Here is a 16,221-nt window from a genome sequence, read left to right as displayed (position 1 = left end):
ACGTCGGCTTACGTCAGTGCGGCACATCACCGCAGTTACCACCGTTACCGCCATTGTCGCCGTTAGCCGTTAGCCGTTACCACCGCTAACACCATTAGCCGATACCACCGTCACCGCCATTACCGCCATCACCACCGCTACGGGCGACCGTGCGTACCCGTCGAGTGCCACGGCGGCGTCGCCCCGAGATCGGCGCTCTGCGCCCCCGCGTCCGGCACGACCAGGCTCAGGCTTCGACGACGCAGCGAGCGCCAGTCAACCTTCGCGAAGATATCGTCGCCCAGTGCGCTGTCGCGCGACAGGTTCTCGACACGCACACCGCGCGCGCGCAACACGGCCGCCGCGTGACGGAACGACGGCTCGATCAGGCTGGCAAACTCGGCATCCAGCCGCGTCGGCGCACGCGTTTGCATCGTCTCGTAAAATCGCGGCGTCTGCGTGGCGTCGCGCAGATCCACCCCGTGCAGGTACAACTCGGTGAAACCGAGCCACGTCGCCACCTGCAACGCGAAATACGCCACAGTGCCGCCGTGGAAGAAGCCGTTGTCGATGTCGAAGCTGTAACCCAGATGGCCATGCTCGCCCTGGAACGCCGCGCTTGCCGCGACCTGCGGGTTTGCGCGCAGGGTCTCGGGCGTTCGGGCTGCCTCCAGACCGCGCTTGAAGATGTCGTCCACCAGATAGAAACGGCAACCGAACGCCGACGCGGGGAACATGTCCAGCAACCGGGCCAGCACGACGGGTGTGACAAACAGCACCAGATCGCGCGCCACCACACGGCGCGCCAGATCCGGTCGCTGACGCACGAAACCGGCGTCGAGAATGCAGTAGAAATTGAATTTGACCGGCGCACGGTCGGTCAGCGCGATCGCCCCGTTCACGCCCATGACGTGATGCATCGGCAACGCGTCGTAATCGATATCGGCGACCGACGGGCCGCTGGCGATGAGATGACAAGGCATGCGGCGCAGGCGCTGCAATTCGGCGCGCCGCGCGAGTGGCACCGCACGCGAGCGCCATGTAAAGCGCTCGATGGCCCCCATGGCGTCGCGCTCGATGTGCGCGTGCGGCCACAGGCGTTCGTTATGCCGCCACTTCGCCGAATGGGTGTAGCGGTAAGCGAGTTTGAGAAGCGTCGAGATCATTGTCGTTATTCTGGTTAGGTCTTACGGTTGCGCCACGCCCATCTCGTGAATGTGCGCGGTCCTAACCCCGTTGCATATCGCGTGTCTGTCGTTTGCCTAATGCGGGTAGCCGCATCGCCCCCCGCGCAACCGCTACACACGGAAACGGCCCGCCGACGCAGGAACGTGAGGCGCCACCACGTCGATGCCCAAATTCTGCCACCCGGACTTCATCGGGGACAAGATTTATTCCAATTGGAATTCTTACTTCGGGTTACGTCTTGATGACAATCTGAAAAAAAGTGCTTGACGTGGAAACGCCCAATTCACGAGGGTTTCCGGCTGACCAGATACCGCCTGTCGGATGCCATGCGGGTATCCGGCGAGCAATACAGCATTGCGAAAAATACGAATAATCCGCACGACGGAATGTCAACTGATACCGCTTTCATCAGCGAACGGTCGCACGGTGTCGGCGATCGGCTCGGCCAACGGGATCAGTGCAACGCCGAGTGACTCCGATGACGCGGGTAAAACGCGTCCCCCAGCTCGACCAGCAATGACGCGAGGTGGGGATCTCGCACGAAACTGACCGCCGAGTCGGCGGCGAGGATGGCTTCAGGCGTTTGCGGGCGGGCAATCAGAAAGCCCTGCACATAGTCGACACCCAGTTCCGACAAGGCTTCGAGCGTTGCCGCGTCTTCCACCCATTCCGCCACGCTGCGAATGCCGAGATTCTTCGCCAGCGCCACGATCGCCTCGACGATGGCCAGGTTGGCCGGATGCGCCGCCATGCTTTTCACGAACGCGCCGTCGATCTTGATGGCGTCGACCGCCAGATCCTTCAGGTATGAGAACGAACTGAAGCCTGCGCCGAAGTCGTCGAGCGCGATGCGCCCGCCCATTTGGTGAATCCGGTCGACAAATCGACGCGTATTGTCGAGGTCGTGAAGCGCCACGGTTTCCGTGATCTCGATGCACAGCAACCCGACGGCGCGCTCATGCGCGGCCAGCGTGGCAAAGATGTCCCGAATGAAATGCTCGTCGTTGAGCGACGCCCCCGAGAGATTGACGCACACGAACCGTGTTTTCGTCAGTCGATCGCGGTTCTGATCGATCCAGGCGAGCGTATTCGTCAGTACCCATTTGTCGATCATGCCGATGCTGCCGTTCTCCTCGGCCGCGCTGATGACGCGTGAGGCCGGCACGATATTGCCGTCCGAATCGCGCATGCGCAGCAGCACCTCGAAATTCAGCGACTCGCCGGGCGACGCCATCTCCATGATGGGCTGCATCTCAAGGAACAACGTGTTGGGCGTGAGTCCGGCGTCGAGTGCGTCGATCAACCGCAATTCGGCCAGGCGCTCACGGAATGCAGCGGCCCCGCGCTCGTAGACAACCAGCTCGCGCCGGCTCTTCTTGGCCTCCCGGCAGGCACGGTCGGCCGACGAAATCGCATCGGGCACCCGCATGTCGGCCGTCAGCTCGATCACCCCGGCCGACGCGCGCACCTGGAACGCGCGATCCCCGATCTGATACGGCTCGCCACAGATGGCTTCGACCAGGCGGCGCGCAACGGCGGCCGCTTCCTTGATCGTCGCATCACGAAACACCACGATGAATTCGTCGCCGCCGGTGCGCCCCACACTCTGATCCGTCGACAAGCGCGAGCGCATCCGGTCGCATGCCTGGCGCAGCACCTCATCGCCCGCCGCGTGCCCGAAAAGATCGTTGACGAGCTTGAACCGATCCAGATCCAGGTAGGCCAGTGCCGCCGGCCGAGCGTCGGACAACGTTCGGATCGCCTCGCCGAGGGCCTTCTCGATACCGCGCCGGTTCGAGACGCCGGTGAGCGGATCGTTCTCCGCGAGGTAGCGCAACTGCTCCATCGTGCGAGCCCGCTCGGTGATGTCCTGCAACGAGCCTTCGATCCGTCCGGCGGAGAAGATCGCCTTGACGAGATAGCGACTGGTGCGGCCATCGTCGCGCGGCAGCGAGAGAATTTCGAGTTCCGAGTCTTCGCTGTGCTGAGCGACGTCGAGCAGCATGCGCCACGTGCTCTGACCGAAGAACTGGTCCCAGCGGAACGTTCGCGCTTCGGTATTGGGAATGCCCAGCATGGTGTGCAACGCCGCGTTGCCGCGCACGAACACGCCCTGATCGTCGAGGGTAAACAGACCCACCGGCGTGACATCGTAGGCATTGCGAAGTTCGGTCTGGGCTTCGAGCTTGCCCTGGTGCTCGGCGCGCATCTGTTCGGCGATGGCCAGCGCGGCCATGAGGCTCGAGAACAGCGCCGCGGTCACGCTGTTCAACGCCGACGACAGCGCTCGCGCATTGAATGCGGCGGCGATCACTTCGGAAAACGTGGCAAACAGGACAATGGCCAGCGACGCGCTATACCAGATCGCCACCCGCGAACGGGTCAGCACGAGAATGCGGGTCAGCAGCACCAGAACGATCACGATGCCCAGCGCGGCCACGGCCCACAGCACGGGGATGAAATGCGCGTAGGGCAAGGCGATCGCCGCGCAGCACAGCACCACACCGGCCCATTGCAGCACCATGACCATCCACCGCAGGCCGACGCGGCGCAGCTCGCGCTTGAAGAGCTGCGTGAACAGTGAATAGGTCAATACGTAGTAGATGGCGAACGTCGCCTTGCGCACCAGGGCGTCCAGGTCGGTCGGGATGGCCCGTTCCAGCCATTGCGTGTCCGCCCCGAGCGAGTTCGCCGCGAGCCGAAGATTGCCGATCAACCAGGCGGCAAACAGCACATAGAGCCATTCCTTGTTGATGATGGCGGTGACGAGCACGAATGCCGAAAGCGTCAATAGACCGCCTTCGAGCAAGCCGTTGCTGCGGTGGAACTCCCGCTCCGAAATGCGCAGCTCTGACGCGGGCCAGGCCACCAGCGTCAAGTGCGCTGGCCCTGAGAATGTACCCTCGCACAGGAGCGTGACCGGCGCGACGAGCGGCCCGAGATCGATCGCGAAGCCCGCTTTCGACATTCGGATCGCCCCACTGACGGCACTGCGGTCCGCGCGCCCGATGGCCGGGGCGTCGGGATTGCGCCAGCACGCCAGCGTTTGCGCATGGCGCGATGGGAATTCAAGGATCGTATGTTGCGCCGCCCCCACGGGCGGTACGGTGACCCGGAACCACACCGGGGCTTCGGACAGATGCGTGCTGAACTGACGAACGCTGCGGGCGCGCTCGAGAACGCCCTGCACCATGGGCGGGCCGAATGTCGCGGGCACATCGCCTTGCGCCTCAAAGGTCAACGGCGTTTCGCCGCGCACGGCGTACTGGCTCTCCTGGAACATCAGCACGAGGCCCGAGAGCAGCATGATGGCGGCGGGAACGGCGTACAAGGAAATGGTGCGAAAAAGCTCGTCGAGCCGCGCACTCACACGCCAACGGCGCCGCATTCCGGAGAGTTCCGCCCACTCGTCGGCGAAATCGGTCGGATTGCGGCTGTGATCGTCACGCTCGTTGCCGAGGTCCCCCGCCATAGGAATCTTGTGCCCTTATCGTGTTGTTCGCCCCCGCAGTCGTTGTCCGGCAAGGCGCCCGCTCGGCGCGCCTTGCCGGCCGGGCCGGCCCTGTCCCGTGGAACCAGAACACCGGCCGACACGGAGGGTCTCTTTTGCCCGTCTTGCGCGTTATCGCCGTCGCCGCCCAAACCCCAGGTGGCAAGCGACGGGATAACGTTAGTTCGATTAACGGCATTACACCGCCAAGCTGTAGCCTGATGCACTGCATCGTACCTCGTCGGCAACAAAAGATAAATCCCGCAAATGCGCGCCAACACTGGCTTCGCCCGACGATGCCGGCGTGCCGTCCTGCATTCCCGGCATCCCCAGCCGCAGATCGGGGTGATGCGTGAGGCACATGTAGGCGAACAAAGGATGTTCCGCCGCCTGCCAACGCGTGCGTGCCTGCGCCACGTCGAGCGCCAGCACGCGGTGGCCAATGCCGCCGACATGCGCCATCGGAATCAGGGCTTGCGACGGGAACACATCGACAAACATCAAGGCTTCATACTGGCGATGCAGCGGCGGACGGGCCGTAATCACCATCCAGTCGATGTCGGACAAGAGGCAGTACTGATAGAACGCCTTGAACAGCGCCGTCTTGACGACCCGTCCGACCGGCCCGGCCACGACGCCCAGACGCGTCGCCTCCGCCAACGCCGCGCTGTCCAACCACTGGGGCAATGGCGCCGAATCCTCGAGATGCAATGGCTGATAGCGATTGGTCTGAATACGCATCGTGCCGAGCACCGCGCCGTCGAGGCGCGCACGCGCCACGAGCACGATGGCCCCCGGCTCGCGGTCGCTGGGCTCCGGTTCGCTCAACTGAGCGGCCAGATCGGGAAGGTGGCGGCCATAGGCAGCCTGGCGCATGGCGACGGCGTCGCGCAACGCGGCTTCGTCGCCCGCAATCGTGACGATGAAGGGCAAACGTTCTTCACGCATCGTCTCGCGTTCGGAAGCCGGCGAAGTGACCGCGGCCGGCGCTGATACGGGACGACGATGGCTGGTCGGCACATCGGCGTGGGTGATGGACAGAACATCCGAGGCTTGGGCAAGGTCGAACATGATTGACACTCCTTAAGGTCAATAGAGGATGGGTGCCATGCACAGGCGATCTCGCCAACGCATCGCACAATGCCTTTCTTGATCCGCCAAGGCGAAGTGTCAAGTGCTTATTTTTCTTGGTTTTTTCAGATTTCCACGGACAACGCTCCTGGTTCTCGCCGACGCATCGGCCCACCGCCCGGGAACCCGCGTCACGCCGGGTAAAACCGGCCTATTCCCTTTTCGTCGCCCGCCGTGCCCCGACCAGGTGTCACCTATTTGCGACAGTTGCAGTCCAACGAAGGACTCTGGCAAAATGATAAACCTGTTTACTAATTGATCCTGCCGGGCCGGCTCGTCCACCGCCCCGGCGCGCCCCCGATATGCCGAAAATCGATTGGTCGTCCCGGTTCGGCACGCTGGTGCACGACGTCGCGCGCGTTCATTCGCGCCTGTTCGACCGGCGTGCCCGCGGCAACTTCGACCTTACGCGCGCGCAATGCCGCGTGCTGGTCATGTTGCATCGCTATGGGGTCCAGACCCAGGCCGAACTGGCCGAACGCATGGAGTTGACGCCGATGGCGCTGGTGAGACTGCTGGACCGGCTCAGGGAAAAGGGACTCGTGCGGCGCGAACGCGATCCGAACGACAAACGCGCGCACCTGCTCTACCTGACGGACGCCTCGGAGGCGAAGATCGACATGATCGTTGCTTTCGCCAATGCGACCGAGCGCGAAGCGCTGGCCGACCTCACGCCGGCCGAGCGGGCCGAACTGTCGCGCTTGCTCAGCAAGGTGCTGACGAACCTGACGCGTGCCGAAGCCGAATGCCCGTCACCGCCGCGCCGTAGCGACGAGACAGCCCCCGAGTAACGCGTCGGCGCAGGCGCAACGCGCGCCACAGCGCAACACGTCGCACCGCCATCAAGCCAAAACCACGACCCAGCAAAGGAATTCCTGTGTCATCCCCCCAAACGGCTGACGATCCGGGCAAGCATCGTGCGCTCGTCAGCGTATCCGTCATGCTCGCGACGGTGTTGCAAACCCTCGACAGCACCATCGCAAACGTCGCACTGCCCCATATGCAGGGCAGTCTGTCCGCCTCGCAGGACTCGATTACCTGGGTATTGACGTCCTATATCGTGGCCGCCGCCATCGCCACGCCGCTCACTGGCACACTCTGCGCCCGCTTCGGACGCCGGCGCGTCTTTCTATGGTCCGTCGCCGGGTTCACCATCGCCTCCGCCTTGTGCGGCATGGCGCATTCGCTCACGGAAATTGTGGCGGCACGGCTGTTCCAGGGGATTTGCGGCGCGGCGCTCGTGCCGCTGTCGCAGGCGACCATGCTCGACATCAACCCGCCGCACAAGCACGGCTCGGCAATGGCGGTGTTCGGCATGGGGGTGATGGTGGGGCCGATTCTCGGCCCGTCGCTCGGCGGCTGGCTCACCGATAGCTACAATTGGCGCTGGGTGTTCTACATCAACCTGCCCATCGGCCTGATCGCATTCCTCGGCATTGCCGCCTATCTGAAAGAGCCGGCCGAGCAGAAGGCCGGGAAGTTCGATGTCCTGGGCTTCGTCACGCTCAGTCTGGCCATCGGCCTGCTGCAACTGCTGCTCGACCGCGGGGAACAGCAGGATTGGCTGAACGCCACCGAAATCTGGCTGGAGATGCTCGGCGCCATCATCTGCTTTGCGTACTTCGTCGTCCATACCTGGACCGCCGGCGAGCATTCGTTCTTTGACCGCGCGTTGCTGCGCGACCGGAACTTCAACACGGGCGTCGTCTATATTTTCGTCGTCGGCATCATTCTGTATGCCACACGCGCTCTGCTCCCGCCCATGCTGCAAGGTCTGTTCGGCTACCCCGCCATTCTCACCGGGCTGGTGACAGCGCCCTCCGGGGCCGGGACCATGGCCGCCATGCTGATTGTCGGACGGTTGGTCGGCAAGGTCGACGTCCGCTATCTATTGGGTTTTGGCTTCGCGCTGACCGCCTATTCGCTCTATCTGATGGCGGGCTATTCGCTCACATTGCGTCCGTCGGACATCGTCTGGCCCGGCGTCATTCAGGGGTTCGGCCTCGGGTTCGTGTTCGTGCCGCTCACCACGGTCACGTTTGCCACGCTCCCCGGCAGGCTACGCGCAGATGGCGCCGCGATCTACAGCCTGTCGCGCAACATCGGCAGCAGTATCGGCATCTCGGTCGTGCAAACGCTGCTCACCCAGAACACGCAAGTCAATCATGCCGTACTCTCTGAGCGCATCACGCCGTTCACGCAGGGCATCGAGGCTTACGTGCAGACATACGGGGCCGCGGCGATGGCCGCGCTCAATGCGGAAGTCACGCGACAGGCCGCCATGATCGCCTACCTGGACGACTTCCGGCTGATGATGGCGCTCACGATCGCCGTCATGCCGTTGCTGCTCTTCATCCGGCTGAAAAAGCGCGGCCCGAGTGAAATCGACGAGATCGTACACGTGGCGGCGGACTGACGCGGCGTCAACTCTCCTGGCGACGCCGCGCCGACAACGCCCCCGCCGTCTGGATCACGAGGTCGGCGAAGCGCCGCTCATCGCGCTCGGCATTCCAGCGCACGCGCGGAACGGCAATGTTGATCGCCCCGATGGCCCGGCCGTCCTGGTTCACCACGGCCGCCGCCGTCGAAATGTCGCCCATGAAGTATTCGTCTTCGGTATGCGCATACCCTTGCTTCCGAATACGCGCGAGCCGCTCCTTGATCTTGCGCGGCTGCGCCACGGTTGCCGGCGTGAACTGGACGAGATTCGTGCGCGCGAGAATGTCGTCGACCTCGGCCTCGTCGAGCGTCGCCAGCAATGCCAGTCCCGGTGCGGTGCAATAGGCCGGCAGGCGCGAACCGACGATGACGTTCGCATTGAACACACTGCGACTCACAATTCGCAGGACGAACACGATGTCCGTGTCGAGGCGCACCGTCAGGTTCGTCGCCTCCTCGGTTTCCGCCGCCAGTTGCTGAAGGTACGGGGCTGCGCGGCTGACGAGTTCGTTCGAGACGAGATAGTGATACGTGAAGTCCAGCAGCTTCGGCGAGAGTTCGTACTTCTTGCTCTGCGGGTCCTTGAGCAGATATCCCAGCGCCGAGAGCGTGAAGGTGAAGCGCTGCGCCGCGCTGATGTCCAGCCCCGTGGCCGTCGCAATTTCGGAGAGCGACAGATGGCGCTTCGATCCGTCGAACGCGGTCAGCACCTTCATCGCCTTCTCCACCGACTGCACGTAAAGCGTGGATTCGGTCGATGGGACGGTGACGGCCGCCGCCTCGGGGGCGGTTGCCGCTTTGGCGCGGGTGCGAGGTGTTTTGGTGGTGGCCACGATATCAATGGAATGGGGCAGGCAGAGGCGAATTATCTCATGAAAATAAAGAGATATCTTATACCGATAACCTAAGCATCGCCGCCAGCGCCCGGGTGACGGCCCCCGCCCCCTGCCCGCTCGGCTTACTTTGTCACCGTCATCTCCCACGCCTGTGCGGTATCGCGTGAGAGCAGATGCTTGCGGATGCGCTCCGACGGCGTCGTCTCGAAAGCTGCGGTGGCGCGATAATAGCGCGGCCGCTGGTAGCTGGCGAGTTTGTCGGCGGCCCAGTGCGCGAGCCCCGTCCAGTCGAGCGTCTGGCCGTCGCGGAACTGGACGTAAAGCATCACGTCCTGCTCCCCGATATCACTCGCTACCCCGATCGCGGCGCAGGCCGCCACCGCCGGATGCCGCGCAAACACACGCTCGATCTCCCACGCCGACACGTTCTCGCCGCGCACCCGCATGCTGTCCGTGCGCCGTCCAATGAAGACCAGACTGCCGTCGGCGCCCCGTCGAGCGCTATCGCCCGTGAAGAGCTTGCCGTCGCGCAACGCCTTCGACGTGGCCTCCGGATTATCGAGATATCCCGGCAGGAACACCCCTTCCACGTCACTCGACAACACGATTTCACCCGGCTCGCCGTCGGCCACGGGACGCCCCGCGTCGTCTAGCAGTTCCAGCGTCAGCCACGGCAGGGCGTGGCCGATGGAGCCCGGCATGTCCGCATCGTTGAGGGTGGCGAAGCTCGCGCACTCCGTCATGCCGTAGCACTCGCGCAACGTGCATTGCAGACGCTCGCGCGTGGCTTGCCAGGCGCTCGCGGACACGCCAGCGCCCCATGCGACACGCAACGAGTTCTGCGCGGGCTGGGCGTCGCGCGGCAGTTGCATGAGGATATCGAGGATGCCCCCGAGATAGTGCAAATGCGTGGCCTGCGCGGCCGCGCATTGCTGCCAGAAGCGGCTCGCGGAAAAGCGCTCCACGACATGCATCTCGAGATCGGCGAGAAACGGCAGCAACAACATCTGGGCACCACCGATATGGCATAGCGGCTCCCACAGAAACAGCCGGTCGCCGTCATGCGCGTCCGCCACCCGCAGTGCCGCCTCGCTCGCAATGCGCATCATGCGGTGCGTGAACAGCACCCCCTTGGGTGCACCCGTGGTGCCCGATGTGTAGATGATGCACAGCACCGACGCCGGCGTGATCTCGGCCGCCACCGGCGGGGTTCCGGTGTATGCGGCGGCCTGTGCCATGACCTGCGTGAGCCAATGGCGCACGACGCGCGTGCCGTGGTGCCCCGGCTGCTGCGCCGCCAGGGCGACGCCGGCGTCAAGCACTTCGGCGAAGGCCGGTTCGGCAATCAGCAACTTCGGCTTGGCGTGGCCGAGCAGGTATTCGATGCCGTCGCCCTTCAGGCGCGTATTGACGGGCACCCAGACCAGACCGGACAGCATCAGCGCGTAGATCAATGCCACCTGCGCCGCGCTATTGCCGAGCATGACCGCCACGCGGTCGCCGGGCACGAGCCCTTGTGCGGCAAACCAGCCCTGCATGGCGCCCACGCGCGCGGCCATCTGCGCCCGGGCGATGGCTTCGCCCTCGAACACGACCACCGGCTTGGCGGACGCGCCGTGCAGGCCTGCCATCAACAGCGGCACCACGTCGAGCCGGTCGCCCTCGGCACGCTGGGGAAAGTACTTCGTATAGGGATGCATGGAAGCAAACGTCTGCGCATTCACCGGCGCAACTCGGGCAACGTTGGACATGGACATACGGAATTCCGCGGATATCAATAGCTTTTGCGTTTGAAGATCGAAGACAGCCAGACGATGAACACCATCAGGAATACCAGCGAGGTCGCCACGGCAGCGAGCGTCGGCGTGACGGCCAACTGGATGTCGTCCCACATCTGCTTGGGCAGCGTGGTGTTGATACCGCCGGACACGAAGATGGCGATCGTCAGGTCGTCGAAAGACACGATGAAGGCAAACAGGAAGGCCGACCCCAGGCTCGCCGCCAGCAGCGGCAGCAGCACGGTGCGCACCCGGGTGAAGGCCGACGCGCCCAGCATCTTGGCGGCATCGTCGAGGCGCCAGTCGAAGCGTTTGAAGCTCGCCGACAGCGTGACCACGACATAGGGAATTGCGAGCACGGTATGACCGATGATCAGGCCCGCATTGGTGCCCGCCAACCCCCAGCGGGCAAACAGATACAGCAAGCCGACGGCAACCACGATGCGCGGCACGATCAGCGGTGCGATGAACATGGCGAACAGCGGCTTGCGCCAGCGCGACGGCAAGCGCACGAGCGCCAGGCTGGCGCCGAAGCCGAGAACGAGGGCGAGCGCCGCCGTGGCGAAGCCCACGCCGAGCGAGCGCAGCAAGGCCGCCTGCCACACACTCGACTCGATGAACGACACGAACCATTTCAGCGTGAAGAGCTGCGGCGGGAACGCCACGAACGACTGCTTGGTGAAGGCCAGCGGCACCACGAACGCAATCGGCAGCATCAGGGCGAACACCACGGCGCCAGTGTAGGCCTTGAGACCGAACGCGCTCTGCGTGCGCTGGCCTACGCCGGCGAACGACAACTTGCCTGCGAGCCGCCCTGCGGCGATGAGCATCGGCAACGCGCGCCCGCCCGTGCCGGCCCGACGCTCGGGCGCCTCACCGGCGAGCGACGACAACCCAACGACGCGGTCGTACACGAAGAACACGGCAATCGAGCACAGCAGCAGCACGGTCGAGAGCGCGCCGGCAAAGCGCAGGTCGAACAGGTCGAGCACCGACGAGATGACGAGTTGCGCCACCATCGATTCGCGTGGCGAGCCGAGCAGTGCGGGGACGATGAAGAACCCCAGGCTCGTGATGAACACCAGCAATCCGGCGGCGGCCGCGCCCGCCCCGGACAGTGGCAGGAAGACGGTGAAGAAGCCCGTCGCCCGGTCGGCACCGAGCGTCTGGGCTGCCTGCACCAGTTGCATGTTGATGCCGCGCATGATCGGCAGCATCGTCATGACCGCGAGCGGCAGCATCGCATGCACCATGCCGATCAACACGCCGGTGAGCGACGGCGCGAGCGTGCCCGCGCTGTCGATCAGCCCGAGATGCGTGGCCACAACCGTCAGCAGTCCGGTCTTCGAGAGCAACAGCATCCACGCATAGGTCTTGACGAGATAGCTGGTCCAGAACGGCAGCACAATCCACAGCAGCCAGCGCTCGCGCGAGCGCGCCGACAGACGCGCGAGCAGGTACGCCACCGGATAGCCGAGCAGCACCGAGAGCCCGGCGGTAAGCAACGCAATCCAGAACGTCGAGGCCAGCACTTTGACGTAGACCGCTGAGTGTGTCATGCGGGCGAACTGGGCGACGGAGAGCACGCCGTCGGCATCGTAGAGGCCGCCCTGCAGAATTTCGACGACCGGCACGATGAAGAACACGGCGAGGAACAGCAACGCGGGCAAGGCCGGCAACCACCGGGCCACCTGCCGCGGCCAGGCGATACGAGGCCCCGCCTGAGGTAGGCGTTGAACAAGCCACATGACAAAGACTCCTGAAGCGGATAACGAGGGCGCTAAGCCCCACTAAGTGACGTTACGTATCGTGAAGCGGCATTAAGCGGCATTAAGCGGCATAAAGCGTCGTGAAGCACCGCTACGTGGCATTAAGTGGCGCTAAGTGCCCCCAAGAGACTGTGCTCAGCGCATGAGCAGCGTCGCGCGGCCGAGATCCCACGCCAGTCCGACGCGTTCACCGACGCGCGGGGTCAGGTCACGCGAGCAGCGCACGGTGAAGTCGGCGCCCTGCGCGCCATCGTTCCCCTGCCCCAGCGAGACAATGGCGCGCGTATCCGAGCCAAGAAAGATGACCTGACGGATCGTGCCGGCGAGCGCACCGTCTTCGGGCGATGTCAGACGTGCGGCCTCCGGACGCACCAACAGACTGACCGCCCCTGCGGCAGGCAAGTCGAGGCTCGGGCCGATGGGCACCAGACGCTCGTCCGGACCGTCGCCCACGCGCAGTGCGACACGGCCGTCGGCCATGCGTTCGATCACGCCGTCGAGCAGATTGGAATGCCCGAGGAAATCCGCCGCGAAGCGCGTTGCCGGGCGGTCATACAACTGCGACGGCGTGCCGATCTGCTCGATGCGGGCCTGGTTCATCAGGCAAATGCGGTCCGACAGCGTGAGCGCCTCGTCCTGATCGTGCGTGACGTAGATGAACGTCGCGCCCAGCGCCTGATGCAGACGTCGAATCTCCAGTTGCATGTGCTCGCGCAACTTTTTATCGAGCGCACCGAGCGGCTCGTCGAGCAGGATGATGGAGGGGCGAAACGCGAAGCAGCGGGCGAGCGCGATGCGTTGCTGCTGCCCGCCCGACAACTCCGACGGCAGACGTTGAGCGAAAGCTTGCATCTTGACCATCGCGAGCGCGGCGTCAACGGCCGGAGCCAGCTCAGCGCGCGGCAGCTTGCGCATGCGCAAGCCGTATGCCACGTTGTCCCAGACGGTCATGTGCGGAAAGAGCGCATAGCTCTGAAATACCATCCCGATGCCGCGCTTGCCGGGGGCGTCGTGGGTGGCGTCGCGCCCGTCGATGAGCAGTTGCCCGGCGCTCGGTTCGACCAGCCCCGAAATCATCTGCAACAGCGTGGTCTTGCCCGAGCCGGAAGGTCCGAGCAAGGTGAGAAATTCTCCCGCCGCGACCCGCAGGTCGGTCGGCAGGAGCGCGGGGGTCTCGCGATACGTCTTGGCAAGACCAATGGTTTCCAGTTTGGGGCTCATAGTCGTCTCTTCCTGCTTCGCGGTACCTGACGGCTTACGACAACAGCCATGCGTTGAAACGCTCGGTGGCCTTTGTGCGGTTCTCGGCCCACCATTGCGGGCTCGGCAAACGCATGCCTTTCAAATTGGCCGGGGCCGTCGGCATCAGCGAGGCGCGATCCTTCGGCACCGCATCGAACGCCTTGAGGTTCGTCGGCCCGTACGCGAGATCCTGGGTAATCAATGCCTGGCGGGCCGGGTCGCCGCAGAAGCGTACGAACTGCCGTGCGAATTCGGCACGCGGCGTGCCCTTCGGAATGCCCCACCCTTCGATGGAATACAGTCCCTGGTTCCAGACGATCTTCACCGGCGCCTTGTTGTCGATGGCAGCCTGCGCGCGGCCGTTCCACGTCGACATCATGTCCACGTCGCCGTTCTGGATCGCCTGCATGGCCTGTGCGCCGGACGTCCACCAGAGATCGATGTGCGGCTTGATCCTGTCGAGCGACTTGAAGGCGCGGTCGAGATCGAGCGGGTAAAGCTTGTCGATGGGGACACCATCGGCCATGAGCGCCTGTTCGAGCGTGTCGAGTGGGCTGCGGCGCAGCGAGCGGCGTCCCGGGAAGCGCTTCACGTCCCAGAAGTCGGCCCACGTCTGCGGTGCGTCTTTAGGGAACTTGTCGGTGCGATAGGCCAGCACGGTCGAATACACGTCGACGCCCAGCCAGTCGGGCGTTACCGCCTCGGGCATGATGCCGGGGAAGTCGGCCGCCTTCATGCCGATGGGCTCGAGAAAGCCCTTCGACTCCAGATACGGAATGTCGGCCGAGAGCGTGAGCGTCGTCACATCCCACACGAAGTTCTTCGTCTGCACCATCGCGGCGAACTGCGCCACCGGCTGGGAATCGCGCGCCACGCTCACCACCTTGATGCCGGTGGCCTTCTCGAACGGATCGTAGAATGCGCGGCGGTAAGCGGTCGTGTATGGGCCGCCCGGATCGGAGACGATCAACTGGCGCGCCTGCGCATACACTGTGCGCGAGGCGGCCAATGGCAACGCACCGGCGAGTGCGGCGGTGCCGGCCATTTGCAAGAGTCGACGACGGGACGGATTTTGCGGGTCGTGCGAGTGTGACATGTGAAACTCCGCTAGCGTGTGGACAGACGCGGGGCGCGTGTCCAGTCAGGGTTGCCGCCCGGCAACGAGGTGCCGGATGCCGGACGGCGCGAGGTCATCGATCAGTGATGGGAAGCGCTCAGGCTTTCGCCGCCTCGGCCTTGGCCGCGCGCTTGGCGAAGAACGCCGCCATCATGCGCGCCGGTTCGCCCGACTCGTACGATTCGCGTTGAATGCGCATACCGGCGGCAATGGCGTCCTGGAACGTCCCCTCGGTCATTTCACGGAAACGCTGCTTGTCCAGACGCATGGCCACCGGCGGCTTCTCGGCCAGCTCGGCGGCGATCTCCAGCGCCTTCTCGAACACCGTCTCTTCCGGCACGAGGTGGTGAATCAAGCCGAGACGATGGCACTCGTCGGCCTCCATCAGGCGGCCCGTGAGCGTGAGCTCAATGGTGCGCGACAGGCCCAGCATGTGATTCATGATCCACGGGCCGGTCGTGCTGGCGATGCCGGCATTGATCTCCGGCTGCCCCATGCGCACACCCGGATGGCCGACGCGAATGTCGCCAAGCAACGAGACCTGGAAGGCCGAACCGGCCGCCGTGCCGTTCAGCGCCATGACGAGCGGCTTCTTCAAGCTGCGAATCACGTCGTAGTAATGCTCCCAGCCCTTGATCCACTCGATGGCCGTGTCGCCGTCGAAGTGCTTTGCTTCGGCCAGATCCTGCCCGGCCGAGAACGCGCGCCCTGCCCCGGTCATGATCACGGCGGCCACGCTCTCATCCGCATTGAACCGCTCGAGCGCATCGATGATCAGTTCGCGCATGGCGATGGTCCAGGCGTTGAGCGCCTGCGGGCGGTTCAACGTAATCACCGCGACGCGGCCGACCTGCGTGAAGAGAACTTCCTGCTCCGATTGCTTTGCTGTCTCGCTCATTTGAACTCCAAAGGCACCGACGCGTGACTTCACGCGTGCATTGAGATGAGGATCATGCGACTGACGCATTTCTCGCTAAACAGTTATCTCACTGCAATAACTGTTATCTGAGAGAAATATAGTGACTTCAAAAAAATGGCGCAAGCTGAATCGTTTCGGGGTTTACCTCAGGCGGTTGCACCTCGCGAGTGGGCGAGCGATAAAAAACGGGCAGCCCGTGAGGACTGCCCGTTTTGTCAGCGTTGGCGCTGTAGTTGGCGCTGTAGTTGGCGCTGTAGTTGGCGCTGTAGTTGGCGCTGTAGTTGGCGCTGTAGTTGGCGCTGTAGTTGGCGCTGTAGTTGGCGCTGTAGTTGG

The 16,221-nt window shown here is 64.1% G+C and carries 12 protein-coding genes; 3 read left to right on the top strand and 9 right to left on the bottom strand.

Annotated elements, in window-relative coordinates:
- Nucleotides 1-137: 137 nt before the first annotated feature.
- The 3 genes from PEP31012_RS20725 to PEP31012_RS20715 form a co-directional block, all read right to left on the bottom strand.
- Nucleotides 138-1,145 (bottom strand): hypothetical protein, encoded by a 1,008-nt coding sequence (locus PEP31012_RS20725; protein ID WP_150591188.1) that lies wholly within the window; start codon nucleotides 1,143-1,145, stop codon nucleotides 138-140.
- 476 nt (nucleotides 1,146-1,621) lie between these two features.
- The gene (locus PEP31012_RS20720) at nucleotides 1,622-4,639 is read right to left on the bottom strand and encodes a putative bifunctional diguanylate cyclase/phosphodiesterase (protein WP_150591187.1); all 3,018 of its coding nucleotides are present in this window, start codon (nucleotides 4,637-4,639) and stop codon (nucleotides 1,622-1,624) included.
- 216 nt (nucleotides 4,640-4,855) lie between these two features.
- Entirely contained in the window at nucleotides 4,856-5,728 is an 873-nt protein-coding gene (locus tag PEP31012_RS20715) for an N-acyl amino acid synthase FeeM domain-containing protein (protein ID WP_150591186.1), read from the bottom strand.
- Nucleotides 5,729-6,090: 362 nt separating this feature from the next.
- Here PEP31012_RS20715 and PEP31012_RS20710 point away from each other — a divergent pair, with 362 nt between their 5' ends.
- Both PEP31012_RS20710 and PEP31012_RS20705 read left to right on the top strand, forming a co-directional pair.
- Nucleotides 6,091-6,579, top strand: coding sequence for a MarR family winged helix-turn-helix transcriptional regulator (locus PEP31012_RS20710; protein ID WP_150591185.1), 489 nt, complete (start codon nucleotides 6,091-6,093; stop codon nucleotides 6,577-6,579).
- Between the two features lie 80 nt (nucleotides 6,580-6,659).
- Complete coding sequence (locus PEP31012_RS20705) at nucleotides 6,660-8,204, top strand: DHA2 family efflux MFS transporter permease subunit (RefSeq protein ID WP_150591184.1); 1,545 nt, start codon at nucleotides 6,660-6,662, stop codon at nucleotides 8,202-8,204.
- A gap of 7 nt (nucleotides 8,205-8,211) precedes the next feature.
- On the opposite strand, the gene PEP31012_RS20700 is transcribed toward PEP31012_RS20705, so the two are convergent.
- The 6 genes from PEP31012_RS20700 to PEP31012_RS20675 all read right to left on the bottom strand — a co-directional run bounded on the left by PEP31012_RS20700 (nucleotide 8,212) and on the right by PEP31012_RS20675 (nucleotide 15,867).
- Entirely contained in the window at nucleotides 8,212-9,060 is an 849-nt protein-coding gene (locus tag PEP31012_RS20700; RefSeq protein ID WP_246171409.1) for an IclR family transcriptional regulator, read from the bottom strand.
- Between the two features lie 125 nt (nucleotides 9,061-9,185).
- Nucleotides 9,186-10,763, bottom strand: a complete 1,578-nt coding sequence (locus tag PEP31012_RS20695) for an AMP-binding protein (protein WP_150591230.1) — start codon at nucleotides 10,761-10,763, stop codon at nucleotides 9,186-9,188.
- 74 nt (nucleotides 10,764-10,837) lie between these two features.
- A complete protein-coding gene (locus tag PEP31012_RS20690) occupies nucleotides 10,838-12,589 on the bottom strand; it encodes an ABC transporter permease subunit (RefSeq protein WP_150591183.1) in 1,752 nt (583 codons plus the stop codon).
- Nucleotides 12,590-12,745: 156 nt separating this feature from the next.
- Nucleotides 12,746-13,831, bottom strand: a complete 1,086-nt coding sequence (locus PEP31012_RS20685; RefSeq protein ID WP_150591182.1) for an ABC transporter ATP-binding protein — start codon at nucleotides 13,829-13,831, stop codon at nucleotides 12,746-12,748.
- A gap of 34 nt (nucleotides 13,832-13,865) precedes the next feature.
- Nucleotides 13,866-14,948: an ABC transporter substrate-binding protein gene (locus PEP31012_RS20680; RefSeq protein ID WP_150591181.1), complete on the bottom strand. Its 1,083-nt coding sequence runs from the start codon at nucleotides 14,946-14,948 to the stop codon at nucleotides 13,866-13,868.
- A gap of 118 nt (nucleotides 14,949-15,066) precedes the next feature.
- Entirely contained in the window at nucleotides 15,067-15,867 is an 801-nt protein-coding gene (locus PEP31012_RS20675; protein WP_150591180.1) for an enoyl-CoA hydratase/isomerase family protein, read from the bottom strand.
- Nucleotides 15,868-15,988: 121 nt separating this feature from the next.
- Between PEP31012_RS20675 and PEP31012_RS24290 the strand changes: the two genes are divergently transcribed.
- A partial coding sequence (locus PEP31012_RS24290; protein ID WP_217427157.1) for a YMGG-like glycine zipper-containing protein occupies nucleotides 15,989-16,221 on the top strand: 233 nt, incomplete at its 3' end.

Origin of the sequence: Pandoraea eparura, assembly GCF_902459725.1 — a bacterium.
Lineage (GTDB): Bacteria > Pseudomonadota > Gammaproteobacteria > Burkholderiales > Burkholderiaceae > Pandoraea > Pandoraea eparura.
Note: the sequence above shows the minus strand (reverse complement) of the source record. Positions and strands in the feature narration are given on the sequence as shown.

What these genes read in the sequence shown, in the direction of transcription:
- PEP31012_RS20695 (WP_150591230.1), bottom strand. Translation starts at nt 10,763, where the DNA reads ATGCATCCCTATACGAAGTACTTTCCCCAGCGTGCCGAGGGCGACCGG.
- PEP31012_RS20720 (WP_150591187.1), bottom strand. Translation starts at nt 4,639, where the DNA reads ATGGCGGGGGACCTCGGCAACGAGCGTGACGATCACAGCCGCAATCCG.
- PEP31012_RS20675 (WP_150591180.1), bottom strand. Translation starts at nt 15,867, where the DNA reads ATGAGCGAGACAGCAAAGCAATCGGAGCAGGAAGTTCTCTTCACGCAG.
- PEP31012_RS20690 (WP_150591183.1), bottom strand. Translation starts at nt 12,589, where the DNA reads ATGTGGCTTGTTCAACGCCTACCTCAGGCGGGGCCTCGTATCGCCTGG.
- PEP31012_RS20725 (WP_150591188.1), bottom strand. Translation starts at nt 1,145, where the DNA reads ATGATCTCGACGCTTCTCAAACTCGCTTACCGCTACACCCATTCGGCG.
- PEP31012_RS20710 (WP_150591185.1), top strand. Translation starts at nt 6,091, where the DNA reads ATGCCGAAAATCGATTGGTCGTCCCGGTTCGGCACGCTGGTGCACGAC.
- PEP31012_RS20715 (WP_150591186.1), bottom strand. Translation starts at nt 5,728, where the DNA reads ATGTTCGACCTTGCCCAAGCCTCGGATGTTCTGTCCATCACCCACGCC.
- PEP31012_RS20680 (WP_150591181.1), bottom strand. Translation starts at nt 14,948, where the DNA reads ATGTCACACTCGCACGACCCGCAAAATCCGTCCCGTCGTCGACTCTTG.
- PEP31012_RS20685 (WP_150591182.1), bottom strand. Translation starts at nt 13,831, where the DNA reads ATGAGCCCCAAACTGGAAACCATTGGTCTTGCCAAGACGTATCGCGAG.